Genomic DNA, 14,191 nt, shown 5'->3' on the forward strand with positions numbered 1-14,191 from the left:
TTAACGTTCCTGATCATCCGTTAATTGCAGACCAGAATAACAGATTCGCCCCAACGGGCGATGAATGCCGAGACGGTAAAATCGATCCATCAAATCCGGAATATTCCTGAAGAACGCAATAATTCTCATCTTTTCTCGGGCAACAACTTGAAACTGGCAAGTGCAAATTAGCGCCATTGAAGTCATCTAAAGCGATTGCCAGCGGCGCGCGTCGAAAATAAGGCGGTCACCCGTTCAGGAAACTGTCCACGGCCTTCACATTTTGTGTGGCAAAGAAATCCGCTGTCGCTCCGGCAAAAACGACACGGCCACGATCAAGAAAAACCACCCGCCGCGCTAATCTTTTTATGTCTTCCGGGTGATGGCTCACAATAATCACCGCATTATTTGTTTCTTGATGCAAGTCAAGCAACAGAGAACTCATGCCCGCCCGTAGCCCTGGATCAAGTGCGGCGAAAGGTTCATCGAGCAGCATGACGGGCTTCTTCCTGACCAATGCGCGCGCAAGCGCCGCCCTCTGCCTTTCTCCTCCGGAGAGCGTGCCCGGCAAACGCTTGTCGAAACCCGAAAGACCAACGCGCGCAAGCGCAACATTTATCCTTTGCCGGTCTTCCGCGTGTAATCTGAGCGTGGGGCTTATACCAAGCGCGACATTGGTAAAAACGTCGAGATGGGCAAAAAGATTATTGTCCTGAAAGATCGAAGAGACAGGCCTTTCGGAAGGGTCGAGCGTCGTCACGTCCCGTCCGCCGATCATCACGCGGCCGGAATCCGGCAACTCGAAACCGGCAACGAGGTTAAGCAGTGTCGATTTTCCCGAACCGGATGCACCGACGACAGCGGTGACCTGCCCCTGCGGAAACGCACAGTCGAGGTCGAAATCCTGCGTTCCAAGCCGCAGCCTGACCCTGTCAAGCTGCACTGCGAAATCGTCGCCCTTCATGTCATCGCCTCTGCCGCTTTTGCCTGCTCCGGTTGTGAATGTCGCGATATGCCGGTTGCAGCAAGCAACAGGCAGACCACACCGAGAAGAAAGGCGTAACCGGCGGCATCGTTGGTCCGGTAGCTGCCCATATTGCTATAGACGAGCCACGGCAAGGTGACAAAATTCTCTGAACCGAACAGGGCAACCGCGCCGAGATCGCCAAGCGACAGGGCCATCGCGAAGGAAAATGCCATGGCCAGCGGCCGCCACAGGACGGGCAGATCGGCGAACCGCAGCCGCGGCAGACCCTGAAGCCCGAGGCTGGCGGAAAGTCGGCCGGTGCGGAGAAAATGACTGGTGACGGCCGGCTCCAGCACCCGCATGGCAAGCGGCAGGGCCATCAGCATGTTGATGAGCGCCACGAGAACCGTGGCATAAACAGCGACGTCACCGAAAGGCCGCAAGAGAAGGAACCATCCGCTTCCGAGCACCACGGGCGGAACCAGCAGAACCAGAGACGATCCCGCGCCGAGAACGCTGGACAAGAGGTGAAGAGGCCGCGCGGCCCGCCGTTTCGCGCTGACCGCCTGACGTGCGCGGATGATCGCCATGCTGACGATGATCACGAAAATTGCCGAGAACGCGGCAATCCCAAGACTTGTCGCCGCCGCGCGCAGGAAGACCGGTGCTGTGATGAGGCGCGGCAGGTCTGCTTGGACGCCCGAGAACACAATGGCGACCAGCGGCAGTCCGATCAAAAGCACCGCGGAAACGATGATTAGACCGTCCCACAGGCGGGCCGCCGCCCGGCCCGCATCGAAACGGCGCACGGGCCGGCCAAGTGAGGCGATTTCCGCTTCCGGCGACGGCAGGCAGGCCAGAAGGCCGAGCAGGGCCGCGGTGAGGACGATCTGCAGAACCGAGAGCGCGATCGCCCGCTGCGGATCGAAATCGAACCGCAGCGCCTGGTATATAGCGACCTCCAGGGTGGTCGCCGCCGGCCCACCGCCCAAAAGGAGCACGAGCGTGAAACTGGTGGCGCAAAGCATGAAGATGAGGCCGGCGATACCCGGAACAAGCCGGGACACGGCCGGCCATTCGACAAAACGGAAAACCGAGATCGGCCCCATGCCGAGGCTCGCCGCCATGCGCCAATATTCGCCCGGAATACGCTCCAGCCCGGCCAGCAACAACCGGACGGAAAGCGGCAGATTGAAAAACACATGAGCAATGAGGATGCCGGAAAGACCGTAAATGCTGAAAGGTTCTTCCGCGCCGGCGAAAACAAGGAGCGTATTTAAGACACCCTGCCTCCCCCAGATGGTAATGATACCGAAGGCGCCGACGATAACCGGCAGCCCCATCGGCACTGCCATCAACCGGATGATCCAGATCCTTCCCTGAAACTCCCGCTGCCGGGAGAGTGCCAAGGCCACGGGAAGACCAAGAATGATGGAAAGAAGGGTGGAGAGCGTCGCCTGATAAACCGTGAAGCGCAGAATACGCAATGTATAAGGGTCCAAAATGCCGGAAGCGGATGCACCCGCATCAAAGGACAGAAGCGCAAACACGGCGAGCGCCATGAACAGGAAAACGGCGGCAAAAGCCGCCGTCCCGAAAATGATTGACCGCCGGTAATCGCGACGCAGCATCATGCGTGGACGCGCCTCTTCTTCAATTCATGCTCATGGCCGTCAGCCATTCGTCTATCCATGCCTTGCGGTTTTTCACGACCTCTTCCGGCTGCATCAGGAAAGTCTTCTGCGGCACGACGAGCCTGGAAAAGGCCTCCGGCAGGGGGGCGGAGGTTGCCGCAACCGGCATCATCCAGTTGTTTTCGGGAATGGTATCCTGAAAACCGGAGGTGAGGGTGAATGCGAGAAACTGCTTTGCAAGATCCTTGTGCGGCGCGTTTTTGAGAAGGCCTGAAACTTCGATCTGGATGTAATGTCCTTCGGAGAAAGCTGCGGCCTGATAACGATCGGACTTTTCGGCGACCATATGATAGGCGGGCGAAGTCGTGTAGGACAGCACCATCGGCACCTCCCCCTTGGTGAAGAGCCCGTAGGACTCCGACCAGCCCGGCGTAACGGTAAGGATCCGCTTCCTGAGCTTTGCCCAGGCTTCCGGCGCCTGGTCGCCATAAACCGATTTCACCCACAGAAGCAGCCCCAGTCCCGGCGTCGAGGTGCGCGGGTCCTGAATGGCTATCTTCTGGGCGGGGTCGCCGTCCACGAGTTCTTTGAGGCTCGTTGGTGGGCTTTTCAGCGTCTGGGTGTCATAGACGATAGCGAAATGGCCGTAATCATAAGGAACGAACACATCGTCCTCATAGCCGCCGGGTACCTTGGCCGCTGATGCATCGACGCCGCTGACATCGAAAAGGCCGGTCTGTTTCGCCTCCGCGACCAGATTTGTATCAAGTCCCACGACGACATCCGCCTTGGAGCCCGCACCTTCCAATTTCAGCCGGTTGAGAAGCGCCACGCCGTCCGCCACGCCGACAAAATTGACGGTGCAAGCGCACACCTTCTCGAAAGCTTCCTTTATTTTGGGACCGGGCCCCCATTCAGAAACGAAGCTCTCATAGGTATAGACCGTCAGTTCCGGTTTTTCCTGCGCAACGGCGAGGCCGGGCAGAAGCATGGAAACGGCGATGATGGAATTTACAAAAATACGACGGCGCACGAATATCTCCTCAAAACGAGGAGGGAAATAGCCGCCTGCATGAAAGCCGTCTAATCCCTCCGCCGGTATGAACCGGATCAGGTTCTTCGGGTTGGCAAGCCTCTCAGCCTTTTGCGCCCAAGCGCGAAAGACACCCCGTTAGATCAAGATAATGGTGTAGTCCCGCCGACCCATCTTGGCAAGATGGCTGCCATCAACCCTGCGCCGCCATGTGCACCAGTTCCCAGACGTGGCCGTCCGGATCCTGAAAACTACCTGCATACATGAATCCGTGATCCTGAACGGGTTTCCAGCGGCTGCCGCCTGACGCGAGCGCGGCCTCGATCATACGGTCGATTTCCTCCCGGCTTCCGGCGGAAAGACAGGTCAGTACCTCGGTACTCCGCTTGGCGTCGGCGATGTCGCCGTTGATGAAATCACGAAAACGCTCTTCCTGAAGCAGCATGACGAAGATGTTCTCCTCGACAATCATGCAGAGCGTGCGGTCATCGGAATATTCCGGATTGAAGGTGAAACCCAGTGTCGTGAAGAAGGCTCTCGATGTCTCGATATTCTTGACGGGCAGGTTGACGAAGATCATGCGCATGGTGTTGAACTCCTCCGAACCGGGACAGCAAACGGCATTTCCGCCGTCCTGTCAAAGGCGGATGGCGGTGTGGCCGGAAAGATCGGCTCAGCCTTCCAGTTCCTCGCGCAGCATCTCCAGCTCCAGCCACTCCTCTTCCATGGCCTCAAGCTTTTCGCGCAGCTTTTCCATTTCCTGCGCCAGCTTGTTGAAGGCCGCCTGATCCTTGGCGAAGAGTTCCGGGTCGGCCATGCGCTGCTCGCGTTTTGCAATCTCTTCCTGCGCCTTCTCCATCTCCTTGGGTAGATTTTCGAGGGCGAATTTCTGCTTGAACGAAAGCTTGGCCTTGGCCTTTCCCGCCTCCTGCGAAGACGGGGCTGAAGGTGCGGCTTTCGCCTTTTCCTGTCTCTCAGCTTTTCGCTTCTCTTCCGCAGCTCCCTTGCGCTGCGCCATCATATCCGAATAGCCACCGGCATATTCGATCCAGCGTCCGTCCGGTTGATCGGGATTGGCAGGCGCGATGGTGGAGGTGACCGTACGGTCAAGAAAATCACGGTCGTGGCTGACAAGGATGACCGTGCCGGAAAACCCGGCAACGATCTCCTGCAACAGATCCAGCGTTTCGATATCAAGATCGTTGGTCGGTTCGTCGAGAATCAGAAGATTGGTCGGCCGGGCGAGAATGCGCGCCAGAATGAGCCTTGCACGCTCGCCGCCGGAAAGGTTGCGGATGGGTGTGCGGGCCTGTTCCGGCTGGAACAGAAAGTCCTTCATATAGCCCGTGACATGCTTCACCTCGCCATTGACCAGAAGATTGTCGCCCCGGCCGTCGGTCAAATAATGTGCGAGCGTATCGTTGGGATTGAGCTCCTCGCGCTTCTGGTCAAGCGTTGCGATCTCGAGATTGGTGCCGAGCTTCACCCAGCCGCTGTCTGGTTCAAGCTGGCCGGTGAGCATCTTCAGCAACGTTGTCTTGCCCGCGCCATTCGGTCCGACGAGACCGATGCAATCGCCGCGATGCACCCGCAATGAGAACGGCGCAACAATCATGCGCTCACCGTAAGCCTTGGTGATAGCCTCCGCCTCGATGACCAGCTTGCCGGACTCCCGGCCTTCCGTGACGGTCGCCTGCACCGTCCCCTGCGGCCCCTTGTGCCCACGATATTCCGCCCGCATGGCCTGAAGCTCACCGACACGGCGCATGTTGCGCTTGCGCCTTGCAGTCACGCCATACCGCATCCAGTGTTCTTCGCGCTCGATGGCCTTGCCGAGCTTGTGTTGTTCAAGCTCTTCCTCTTCAAGCACCTTGTCACGCCATTCCTCGAAATGGGCAAAACCACGATTGAGACGGCGGGACTGGCCGCGATCGAGCCAGACGGTCGAGGTCGAAACCCGTTCGAGAAAACGACGGTCGTGCGAAATCAGCACCAGCGCGCTGCGCGTCTGCTGGAGTTCGCTTTCAAGCCATTCGATTGTCGGCAGATCCAGATGGTTGGTGGGTTCGTCCAGCATCAGAATATCAGGCTCCGGCGCCATGACACGGGCAAGCGCGGCGCGGCGCGCTTCACCACCGGAAAGGTTTGCCGGATTTTCCTGACCCGTAAGCCCGAGATGCTCGAGAAGATAAGTAACCCGATAGGCATCGTCGCCAGGCCCGAGCCCCGCCTCGGCATAGGCCTGAACGGTATCGTAACCGGCAAAATCCGGAGCCTGTTCCAGATAACGGATGGTTGCAGCGGGATGACGGAAAACCTCGCCCGACTGGGCCTCGACAAGGCCCGCTGCGATCTTCATCAGCGTGGACTTGCCGGAACCGTTGCGTCCAACAAGGCAGATGCGGTCGCCCGGCTCCACCTGGAGATTGGCGCCGTCCAGCAGCGGGGTAACGCCGAAGGTCAGCTTGATGTCATCGAGTTTCAAAATAGGGGGTGCCAAGGCGTCAGGCTCCGGTCAGATCATAAGGGCGGGCGAGCACGATGGCTTTTCCGCTTTTAAGCGAAAAATGCACAGGGCCGCCATTCGCGACATTGGAAATAGTGCGGGAGGAACCGAAAGCAAGCGCGAAATCCTCCAGCGGATAACGCACATTGCCGATATTCAGCCCCTCCAGGGCTGTGAAGCCGGCCACCGAGAAAAGCGAGCCTGCGGGTAGAGAGACATCAAGCGAGCCCGGGAGCAGCGGCCGGGCCTCTTCCTCGCCGGAGGTGAGCGAAACATCGAGACCACGTTCGGCAAGCGCGACGGCGTAAAGGAGGTGCTGGAGGGCATGGTCGCTTCGTGCACCCCCGAGCGCGCCGACAAGCACCAGCGTACCGGCGCCGCGGGCGAGCGCCTCCGAGACCGCGATCTCACCATCGGTCACCGCCTTTGCTGCCGGGTAAGGCTGCCGTGTCACACCGGGCCAGGCATCCAGCAACTCTTTGGTGGCGGAATCGAAATCCCCGACCCACAACTCCGGTGTGAGGCCAAGCGCCCGGGCGTGGCGCATGCCGCCATCAGCCGCGATCACGCAGCTACCCGCGACCGCGTCCCTGAGACGATCAGTAACCGTAACGTCGCCGCCGAGCAGAATGGTGAAGTGCGCTTTATCCATGCCCTGCCTTATCGCACCTCGGCCGAAAATGGAAAGCCGAAAGCCTCCGAAAACCGTCCATATTGATTTTCGTCGGCTTCGGGATTATGAAACGCCTTAGTGGTGATTTGCCGACCGGCTTGCAGCCACTTTAAAGAAGTCGCTAAAGGGTCGAGGAAAAAGGCAATTTCCTGGGACCGGTCGCGATTTCCGCTGCCGGTTTTTTTGTTTTCGCAACGTTCTTTACGTGATCCGGAAAAGAGAGTTCGACATGCCGATCAAGATTCCCGATACGCTTCCCGCCTTTGAGACCCTCGTTCACGAGGGCGTGCGGGTCATGACCGAAACGGCGGCCATCCGGCAGGATATCCGCCCGCTCCAGATCGGGCTTCTCAACCTCATGCCGAACAAGATCAAGACGGAAATCCAGATGGCGCGCCTCGTTGGCGCCTCGCCGCTTCAGGTTGAGTTGTCGCTCGTGCGCATCGGCGGTCATCGCGCCAAGAACACACCGGAAGAACATCTCCTCTCCTTCTACGAGACGTGGGAAGAGGTGCGTCACCGCAAGTTCGACGGTTTCATCATTACCGGTGCTCCCATTGAGCTGCTGGACTATGAGGACGTCACCTACTGGAATGAAATGCAAAAGATTTTCGAGTGGACGCGGACCAATGTCCATTCGACCCTCAACGTCTGCTGGGGCGCGATGGCCGCCATCTATCACTTCCACGGCGTGCCTAAATACGAGCTGAAGGAAAAGGCTTTCGGTGTTTACCGCCACCGCAATCTTTGCCCCTCGTCGATCTACCTCAATGGTTTTTCGGACGATTTCCAGGTTCCCGTGTCACGCTGGACGGAAGTGCGCCGCGCCGACATCGAAAAACATCCGGAACTCGAAATCCTCATGGAGTCGGAGGAAATGGGTGTATGTCTGGTACATGAGAAGGCAGGCAACCGTCTCTATATGTTCAATCATGTCGAATATGATTCTACATCGCTTTCGGAAGAGTATTTCCGCGATGTTCACGCCGGCGTGCCGATCAAGCTGCCGCATGATTATTTTCCGCATAACGACCCCGAACTCGCGCCCCTTAACCGCTGGCGCAGTCATGCCCATCTGTTTTTCGGAAACTGGATCAACGAGATATACCAGACGACACCATATGAACTCGAGGCCATCGGCCAGCTGGCGGCCTGAATTTGCGGGATTGCGAATTGCCGGGAAATGACGCAACGTCCGCCCGGCAATTCATGGCAACCGGGAGAATGATGTTATGAGCGACGGGGCAGCACGGGAGAATTTTGGTTTCACGGCAACGGGCGAAAAGGTCGAGCGTGTCACCATTTCGAAAGGTGGGCTTACAGCGAAGGTCATTACCTGGGGTGCCGTCATCCAGGATTTGCGCCTTGAGGGTCACCAGCCGCCGCTCGTTCTCGGCTTCGACAAATTCGAGGATTATAAATATTCCTCCTATTTCGGCGCCACACCCGGCCGTAACGCCAACCGCATCGGCAATGGCAGATTTTCGATCGACGGTCACGAATACCAGCTGGAGCTGAATGAAAAGGGCGTAACCCACCTGCACGGCGGCAGCGACGGCATGGGCAAACGCAACTGGATGCTGATGGAACACGGCGAAAGCCACGCGGTTCTGCAGATCATCGACCCCGATGGCCGTGCAGGTTATCCCGGCAACTGCACGGTCACAGCCACCTACACGATCCGTGACGGCGGCGTGCTGTCGGTGGTCTATGAAACGGTGACCGACAAGCCGACCATCGCCAATGTGTGCCAGCATTCCTATTTCAATCTCGATGGCGCCGACACCGCACTTGGGCATGAGATCAGCATCGCGGCTGACTTTTACCTGCCCACCAACGACAAGCAGATACCGACCGGCGAAATCCGCTCCGTCGAAGGCACCGTCTTCGACCTTCGCCACCCGACGCCGATGCGGCGCAGCGAAAATGGTGAGCAGGTTCTCTACGACCATAATTTCTGCCTTTCGCCCGAGCGCCGCGCCAAGCGCAAGGTCGCCCGCGCTTATTCTCCAGCCTCTGATATAGCTCTAGAGGTTCACACCACCGAACCCGGTGTGCAGTTTTATTCGGCTTTCAAACTGGACGTTCCCGTTCCGGGCCTCGATGGCCGTCACTACGGTCCCTTTGCCGGTTTCTGCCTGGAAACACAGATCTGGCCGGATGCCATCAATCACCCGGATTTTCCGCATGCCATACTACGGCCGGGCGAGACGCTGCGCCAGGAAACCGACTATATTTTCAAGAAGGGCTGAAGCGGCGCGCTGGTATCAATCCAGCACGCAGCCGACATAGCTACCCGAGGCGCGGGCGCGGCGCTCGATAAGGCCGGCGAGCCTCTGCAACCCGCGCCCCGGCTTGCTGGCCACACGATCAATGGGATTGGGAAGCGAAACGGCCAGAAGTGCGGCCTGTCGGGAACTGAGCTTGGCGGCCGGCACCTTGAAGTGGTGCTGGGCGGCAGCCTCGATGCCGTAAATACCCGGTCCCCATTCGGCGACGTTGAGATAAATCTCCATCATCCGCTTTTTTGACCATACGAAATCGGCGGCAATCGCCAGCGGCAATTCCAATCCCTTGCGCAGAAACGAACGACCGTTCCATAAAAACAGGTTTTTGGCCGTCTGCATCGGGATGGTGCTGGCGCCGCGCGTCGCGGCCCCGTCGAGCGCATTGCTGACCACGGACTGCATCTGGTTCCAGTCAACCCCGCCGTGAAAACAGAATTGCCCATCCTCGGACATCATCACCGATTGCACGAGGCGCGGCGAAATATCCTCTAGTGGCACCCAGCGCCTGTCATAGCCTTGCAGCGTCACCAGATCGGCAAGCATCAGCGTCGACACGGGCCGGATGAAGGGCAACGCATAGACCGGAATCAGCAGATAAGGCAGGATGAGCAATGCCAGCAAGGTCATGATGATGCGCTTGGCCAACGTGCGAAAATCCACCTTCGGACTGCTCCGGTCTTCCGCCAGCATGGCGTAATCTGCGTCGCTTTCAGGCGTACTGCTCACTATCCGTCCCCGCACCCCACGCCAATTGAAGCCTTTCATAGTCCATTGCCGTCTTCAAGGCGAGTCCGGCGCGACAGTTGAGTTGGGGAATCACGAAAAGGTTTGCCTGCATTCGCTCGGCGTGCCAAAGAGCGCGGCATGGACGCTCAGATGACGAATTTCGAAACACGGCTGCGTGAGAACGCCGCCAGGACCGAAGCCCTGCTTGGCCGCCTGCTTTCCGGCGAGACACGCGCGGACGAGATCGCGCGCCCGCAGAACCTGCTTGAGGCCATGCGCCACGGCGTGCTGAACGGCGGTAAACGCCTGCGCCCCTTCCTCGTCATCGAAAGCGCCGCGCTCCTCGGCGGAGATGGAGAAGCTGCGCTTTTTGCCGGTGCCGCGCTGGAATGCCTCCATTGCTATTCGCTGGTTCACGACGATCTGCCGGCTATGGATGACGACGACCTGCGTCGTGGCCAGCCAACGGTGCATCGCAAATTCGACGAGGCGACCGCCATCCTCGCTGGCGACAGCCTGCTGACGCTGGCCTTTGATATCATTGCATCGGAAGAAAATCCGCTCGCGGCCGGGCGCAAGGCCGCGCTCGTGCTTTCGCTTGCCCGCGCAGCGGGCATCGGCGGCATGGCCGGCGGGCAGGCGCTTGATCTCGCCGCGGAAAAGAACGCACCGGACGAAACCGGCATTATTACATTGCAGGCTATGAAAACCGGCGCACTGCTGCGCTTCGCCTGCGAGGCGGGCGCAATCATAGCCGGTAGCGATGATTGCGAAAGGCAGAGGCTACGCCTCTTTGGAGAAAAAATCGGCCTCGCCTTCCAGCTTGCAGACGATCTCCTGGATTTGACGGCCGACGCCGCCACCATGGGCAAGGCGACCGGTAAGGATGCCGCACGCGGCAAGGGAACGCTGGTGGCGCTGCGCGGCCAAGACTGGGCGCGTCGCAAACTTCAGGAACAGGTGGCAGAGGCCAGCGAACTCGTGGCTCCCTATGGCGAAAAGGCCGCGATTCTCATCGCGGCCGCCAGATTTATCGCAGAACGAAAAAGCTGAGTGGGTTTTCCCCCTCAGCCTCTCCAGTCGATCAGCCCTTGAGCGGCGAGATCAACACTTCCACACGGCGGTTTTGGGCGCGACCATCAGACGTTGCGTTCGAGGCGATGGGCTGCGAAGGCCCAAAGCCAAGTGTTGAAATGCGTCGTTGATCGACACCGCGTGCGCCGAGATAGTTGGCGACCGACGCGGCGCGGCGTTCCGAAAGCCCCTGATTGTGGGCGAGGCTACCGGTCGAGTCGGTATGGCCGTTGATGTCGATCAGCGTGCGGTTGAACTTGTTCAGCACGATCGCAACGGAATCGAGCGTCTGATAGAAGGGCGGAATGACCTGATCCTGATCCGTGGCAAAGGTGATATTCGACGGCATGTTGAGAACAATGCTGTCGCCACGGCGGGTCACCGAAACGCCGGTCCCCTGAAGCTGCGCGCGGAGTTCCGCTTCCTGGCCATCCATGTAATTGCCGATGGCGCCGCCAGCGAGCGCGCCGATGCCGGCACCGATCAGGGCGGCGTTACGGCGTCCGACCGGCGAACCGCCCACAGCCAGACCGCCGAGCGCACCGACAACAGCGCCGATACCCGCGCCGCCGGCCGTGTTCGACATCTTCTGCTCGCCCGTATAGGGATCGGTGGTGGTGCAGGCGGAAAGATAGGTGCCGCAAAGGGCGACGATCGCGATTTTTTTGATCATGTGTTTTGATGCTCCGAAAGGGTCAGGAGGTATGACAGTGGAATTGCGGCCTTTTCACGCTACTCGTTACTCCGCCGCGTCTTTCCGGCCAAAACGCTTTTCGATGTAATCGGTCACAAGCGCTTCGAAATCAGCGGCTATGTTGGGGCCACGCAGGGTGAGGGCTTTCTCTCCGTCGATGAAGACCGGCGCCGCCGGGCTTTCGCCCGTTCCGGGCAGCGAAATGCCGATATCCGCGTGCTTGCTTTCACCGGGACCATTTACGATGCAACCCATGACGGCGACATTTAATGCCTCGACGCCGGGATATTTTTCACGCCAGACCGGCATATTCTTGCGGATATCGTTCTGGATGTTCTGGGCCAGTTCCTGAAATACCGTCGACGTGGTACGCCCGCAGCCGGGACATGCCGCAACCACCGGAATGAACTGACGGAAACCCATGACCTGCAGCAATTCCTGCGCCACCTGCACCTCGCGGGTGCGGTCGCCATTCGGCTCAGGCGTCAGCGAAACGCGGATCGTATCGCCAATACCATGCTGCAACACATAACCCATGGCGGCGGACGAGGCGACGATACCTTTTGAACCCATGCCGGCTTCCGTGAGACCGAGATGGAGGGCGTGGTCGGAGCGTTCAGACAACATCGAATAGACGGCAATCAGGTCCTGCACCTGGCTGACCTTGGCCGAGAGGATGATACGGTTGCGCGGCAGGCCGATCTCTTCGGCAAGCTCGGCGGAAATCAGCGCCGACTGAACAATGGCCTCCCGCGTGACCTGACGGGCGGAAAGCGGAAAGCCCTCTTCCTTGTTCCTGTCCATCAGCGTAGTCAGCAATTCCTGATCCAGAGATCCCCAGTTGACACCGATGCGAACGGGCTTGTCGTAACGGATCGCCGTTTCGACGATCTCGCCGAACTGCTTGTCCTTCTTGTCCTTGAAACCGACATTGCCCGGATTGATGCGGTACTTCGCCAGCGCTTCGGCGCAGGCCGGATGGTCGGCCAGAAGCTTGTGGCCGATATAATGAAAATCACCGACCAGCGGCACATCCATCCCAAGACGCAGCAGCCGTTCACGAATTTTCGGCACGGCGGCCGCACTCTCATCACGGTCAACGGTGATACGGACGATTTCCGAACCTGCCCGGAACAGCGCCGCCACTTGGCTGACGGTGGCGTCGATATCAGCCGTATCGGTATTGGTCATCGACTGCACGACGACGGGTGCGCCGCCACCGACGATGACGCCGCCGACGTCTACGGCGACGGAGGCGCGGCGGGGCTTCGGGTCGTAATCGGCACGTGACGTCATGGCGGTCTCTGGAGCTTGCGGCAAGGTCTTGCAATTGAGGTGAAACAAGGGGGACTTCTTGTCAACACCCAACGCGCTGGAGCTTCTACTTTACCGCAATCATGGCAAAATTCGATACGCCTATTCCTTGCCCGCACCGTCGGCATGACGGGCGAGCCGCGAAAGTAGCAGAACCACCACATGCAGTAACGGGAGAAACAGGAAGACGCTGGCGAGACCGGTATGTTCCGCAATGAAGCCAATCGCCGATGGCGCCACCAGAATGCCGGAATAACCCATGGTGGTGACGACCGAAAGGCCGATTCCCTGTGCCAGGCCCGGCATATTGCCCGCCGCCGAGAAGGCAATGGGCACCATGTTGGAGATGCCGATGCCCGCAATCGCGAAGCCAACGATCGCGATGGTGGAATTTCCCGCAATACCGGCGATAAGAAGACCGATAATCGACATGGCCGAACAAAAGCGCAGGGTCGTCACAGCCCCGAAGCGGTCGCGCACCAGATCGCCGGCAAAACGCATGGCAGCCATGGTCATCGAGAAAGCCGCAAAGGCGAAGCCGGATTGTGACACCGAAGCTCCGAGCTCGTTGCGCAGATAAAGAGCGCCCCAGTCGAGGATTGCGCCTTCCGGGATCATCGAGAAAAGGGCCATCAGGCCGATGATCCACGGCAGCGGCGTCAGCGGCAGGCCGCCTTTCGGGCGCTCTTCCTCCGGGTGCGGACGATCTGCAAGCACACGCGGCCATGCCACGATCAGCAGCACGAATGCGATGACCGTCAGCGCAATGGCATGCCCCTGTACGCCGATGGCCGTGATGAGATAACCGCCGAGACCGGCCCCGATGAGGCCGCCGAGGCTCCAGAAAGCGTGGCAGGATGACATGATGGCGCGGCGCATATCGCGCTCAACCGCTACCGCATTGGCATTCATGGCGACATCCATCGCTCCCGTCAGGCCGCCAAACAGGAAAACCGCGATTACCCCGGCCCAGACGGTTCCCGCCCAGGAGATGAAAAGCAGTGTGGGCAGAAAGATCGCCGCGGTCACGAGACTGACCGTCCGGGAGCCAAAACGGGCGATCTGCGAGCCGGCGATCGGCATGAAAACCAGCGAGCCGATACCGAAGACCAGGATGATGAGACCAAGCGCGCTTTCACTAAGCGAAAGACGCGCCGCAAATTCGGGAATCTTGGGCGCCCATGATCCCATCATGAACCCGTTCATCAAGAACAGCAGGGAAACGCCGATACGATGACGCGTCAGATAGGACGAGCGTGCACCCGTCTGCGAAAATGTGGTGGGGCCATTCATCGGCTATATC

The 14,191-nt window shown here is 59.2% G+C and carries 13 protein-coding genes and 2 riboswitches; of the genes, 3 read left to right on the plus strand and 10 right to left on the minus strand.

What is annotated here, in order from left to right:
- Positions 1–226 precede the first annotated feature (226 nt).
- From BTN45_RS12500 to BTN45_RS12525, 6 genes are all read right to left on the minus strand, one after another.
- Entirely contained in the window at positions 227–943 is a 717-nt protein-coding gene (locus BTN45_RS12500; protein ID WP_072495165.1) for an ATP-binding cassette domain-containing protein, read from the minus strand.
- A complete protein-coding gene (thiP, locus tag BTN45_RS12505; RefSeq protein WP_207588128.1) occupies positions 940–2,580 on the minus strand; it encodes a thiamine/thiamine pyrophosphate ABC transporter permease ThiP in 1,641 nt (546 codons plus the stop codon). Before thiP ends, BTN45_RS12500 begins: the two co-directional genes overlap by 4 nt.
- Positions 2,581–2,599: 19 nt before the next feature.
- Entirely contained in the window at positions 2,600–3,613 is a 1,014-nt protein-coding gene (thiB, locus tag BTN45_RS12510; protein ID WP_207588129.1) for a thiamine ABC transporter substrate binding subunit, read from the minus strand.
- Between the two features lie 37 nt (positions 3,614–3,650).
- Positions 3,651–3,761: riboswitch (TPP riboswitch) on the minus strand.
- 45 nt (positions 3,762–3,806) lie between these two features.
- Complete coding sequence (locus BTN45_RS12515) at positions 3,807–4,199, minus strand: VOC family protein (RefSeq protein ID WP_207588130.1); 393 nt, start codon at positions 4,197–4,199, stop codon at positions 3,807–3,809.
- Between the two features lie 87 nt (positions 4,200–4,286).
- Complete coding sequence (locus tag BTN45_RS12520) at positions 4,287–6,113, minus strand: ABC-F family ATP-binding cassette domain-containing protein (RefSeq protein ID WP_207588131.1); 1,827 nt, start codon at positions 6,111–6,113, stop codon at positions 4,287–4,289.
- Positions 6,114–6,117: 4 nt separating this feature from the next.
- The gene (locus BTN45_RS12525) at positions 6,118–6,771 is read right to left on the minus strand and encodes a thiamine diphosphokinase (protein WP_207588132.1); all 654 of its coding nucleotides are present in this window, start codon (positions 6,769–6,771) and stop codon (positions 6,118–6,120) included.
- An 89-nt stretch (positions 6,772–6,860) separates the two neighbouring features.
- A riboswitch (SAM riboswitch) is annotated at positions 6,861–6,937 on the plus strand.
- Positions 6,938–7,021: 84 nt separating this feature from the next.
- Here BTN45_RS12525 and metA point away from each other — a divergent pair.
- A complete protein-coding gene (metA, locus tag BTN45_RS12530; RefSeq protein ID WP_022556978.1) occupies positions 7,022–7,948 on the plus strand; it encodes a homoserine O-succinyltransferase in 927 nt (308 codons plus the stop codon).
- A gap of 76 nt (positions 7,949–8,024) precedes the next feature.
- A complete protein-coding gene (locus tag BTN45_RS12535) occupies positions 8,025–9,044 on the plus strand; it encodes an aldose epimerase family protein (RefSeq protein WP_006698282.1) in 1,020 nt (339 codons plus the stop codon).
- A gap of 15 nt (positions 9,045–9,059) precedes the next feature.
- Here the strand turns inward: BTN45_RS12535 and mtgA are convergent, their stop codons facing one another.
- Positions 9,060–9,770 (minus strand): monofunctional biosynthetic peptidoglycan transglycosylase, encoded by a 711-nt coding sequence (mtgA, locus tag BTN45_RS12540; RefSeq protein WP_034500053.1) that lies wholly within the window; start codon positions 9,768–9,770, stop codon positions 9,060–9,062.
- A 174-nt stretch (positions 9,771–9,944) separates the two neighbouring features.
- On the opposite strand from mtgA, the gene BTN45_RS12545 reads away from it, so the two are divergent.
- Positions 9,945–10,859, plus strand: coding sequence for a polyprenyl synthetase family protein (locus BTN45_RS12545; protein WP_207588133.1), 915 nt, complete (start codon positions 9,945–9,947; stop codon positions 10,857–10,859).
- A 31-nt stretch (positions 10,860–10,890) separates the two neighbouring features.
- On the opposite strand, the gene BTN45_RS12550 is transcribed toward BTN45_RS12545, so the two are convergent.
- The 3 genes from BTN45_RS12550 to BTN45_RS12560 all read right to left on the minus strand — a co-directional run bounded on the left by BTN45_RS12550 (position 10,891) and on the right by BTN45_RS12560 (position 14,181).
- On the minus strand, positions 10,891–11,553 hold the full coding sequence (locus tag BTN45_RS12550; RefSeq protein WP_004443979.1) for an OmpA family protein: 663 nt from the start codon (positions 11,551–11,553) through the stop codon (positions 10,891–10,893).
- Between the two features lie 66 nt (positions 11,554–11,619).
- Entirely contained in the window at positions 11,620–12,870 is a 1,251-nt protein-coding gene (ispG, locus tag BTN45_RS12555; RefSeq protein WP_207588135.1) for a flavodoxin-dependent (E)-4-hydroxy-3-methylbut-2-enyl-diphosphate synthase, read from the minus strand.
- A gap of 120 nt (positions 12,871–12,990) precedes the next feature.
- Positions 12,991–14,181, minus strand: a complete 1,191-nt coding sequence (locus BTN45_RS12560) for an MFS transporter (protein ID WP_207588136.1) — start codon at positions 14,179–14,181, stop codon at positions 12,991–12,993.
- Positions 14,182–14,191: the final 10 nt, after the last annotated feature.

The sequence above is a fragment of the Rhizobium sp. ZX09 genome (genome assembly GCF_017357485.1).
GTDB lineage: Bacteria > Pseudomonadota > Alphaproteobacteria > Rhizobiales > Rhizobiaceae > Agrobacterium > Agrobacterium pusense.

Bases quoted from the DNA above. Each gene is read 5' to 3' on its own strand.
- BTN45_RS12500 (WP_072495165.1), bottom strand. From the start codon at position 943: ATGAAGGGCGACGATTTCGCAGTGCAGCTTGACAGGGTCAGGCTGCGG.
- thiP (WP_207588128.1), bottom strand. From the start codon at position 2,580: ATGATGCTGCGTCGCGATTACCGGCGGTCAATCATTTTCGGGACGGCG.
- BTN45_RS12515 (WP_207588130.1), bottom strand. From the start codon at position 4,199: ATGCGCATGATCTTCGTCAACCTGCCCGTCAAGAATATCGAGACATCG.
- BTN45_RS12525 (WP_207588132.1), bottom strand. From the start codon at position 6,771: ATGGATAAAGCGCACTTCACCATTCTGCTCGGCGGCGACGTTACGGTT.
- metA (WP_022556978.1), top strand. From the start codon at position 7,022: ATGCCGATCAAGATTCCCGATACGCTTCCCGCCTTTGAGACCCTCGTT.
- BTN45_RS12535 (WP_006698282.1), top strand. From the start codon at position 8,025: ATGAGCGACGGGGCAGCACGGGAGAATTTTGGTTTCACGGCAACGGGC.
- mtgA (WP_034500053.1), bottom strand. From the start codon at position 9,770: ATGCTGGCGGAAGACCGGAGCAGTCCGAAGGTGGATTTTCGCACGTTG.
- BTN45_RS12545 (WP_207588133.1), top strand. From the start codon at position 9,945: ATGGACGCTCAGATGACGAATTTCGAAACACGGCTGCGTGAGAACGCC.
- BTN45_RS12550 (WP_004443979.1), bottom strand. From the start codon at position 11,553: ATGATCAAAAAAATCGCGATCGTCGCCCTTTGCGGCACCTATCTTTCC.
- ispG (WP_207588135.1), bottom strand. From the start codon at position 12,870: ATGACGTCACGTGCCGATTACGACCCGAAGCCCCGCCGCGCCTCCGTC.
- BTN45_RS12560 (WP_207588136.1), bottom strand. From the start codon at position 14,181: ATGAATGGCCCCACCACATTTTCGCAGACGGGTGCACGCTCGTCCTAT.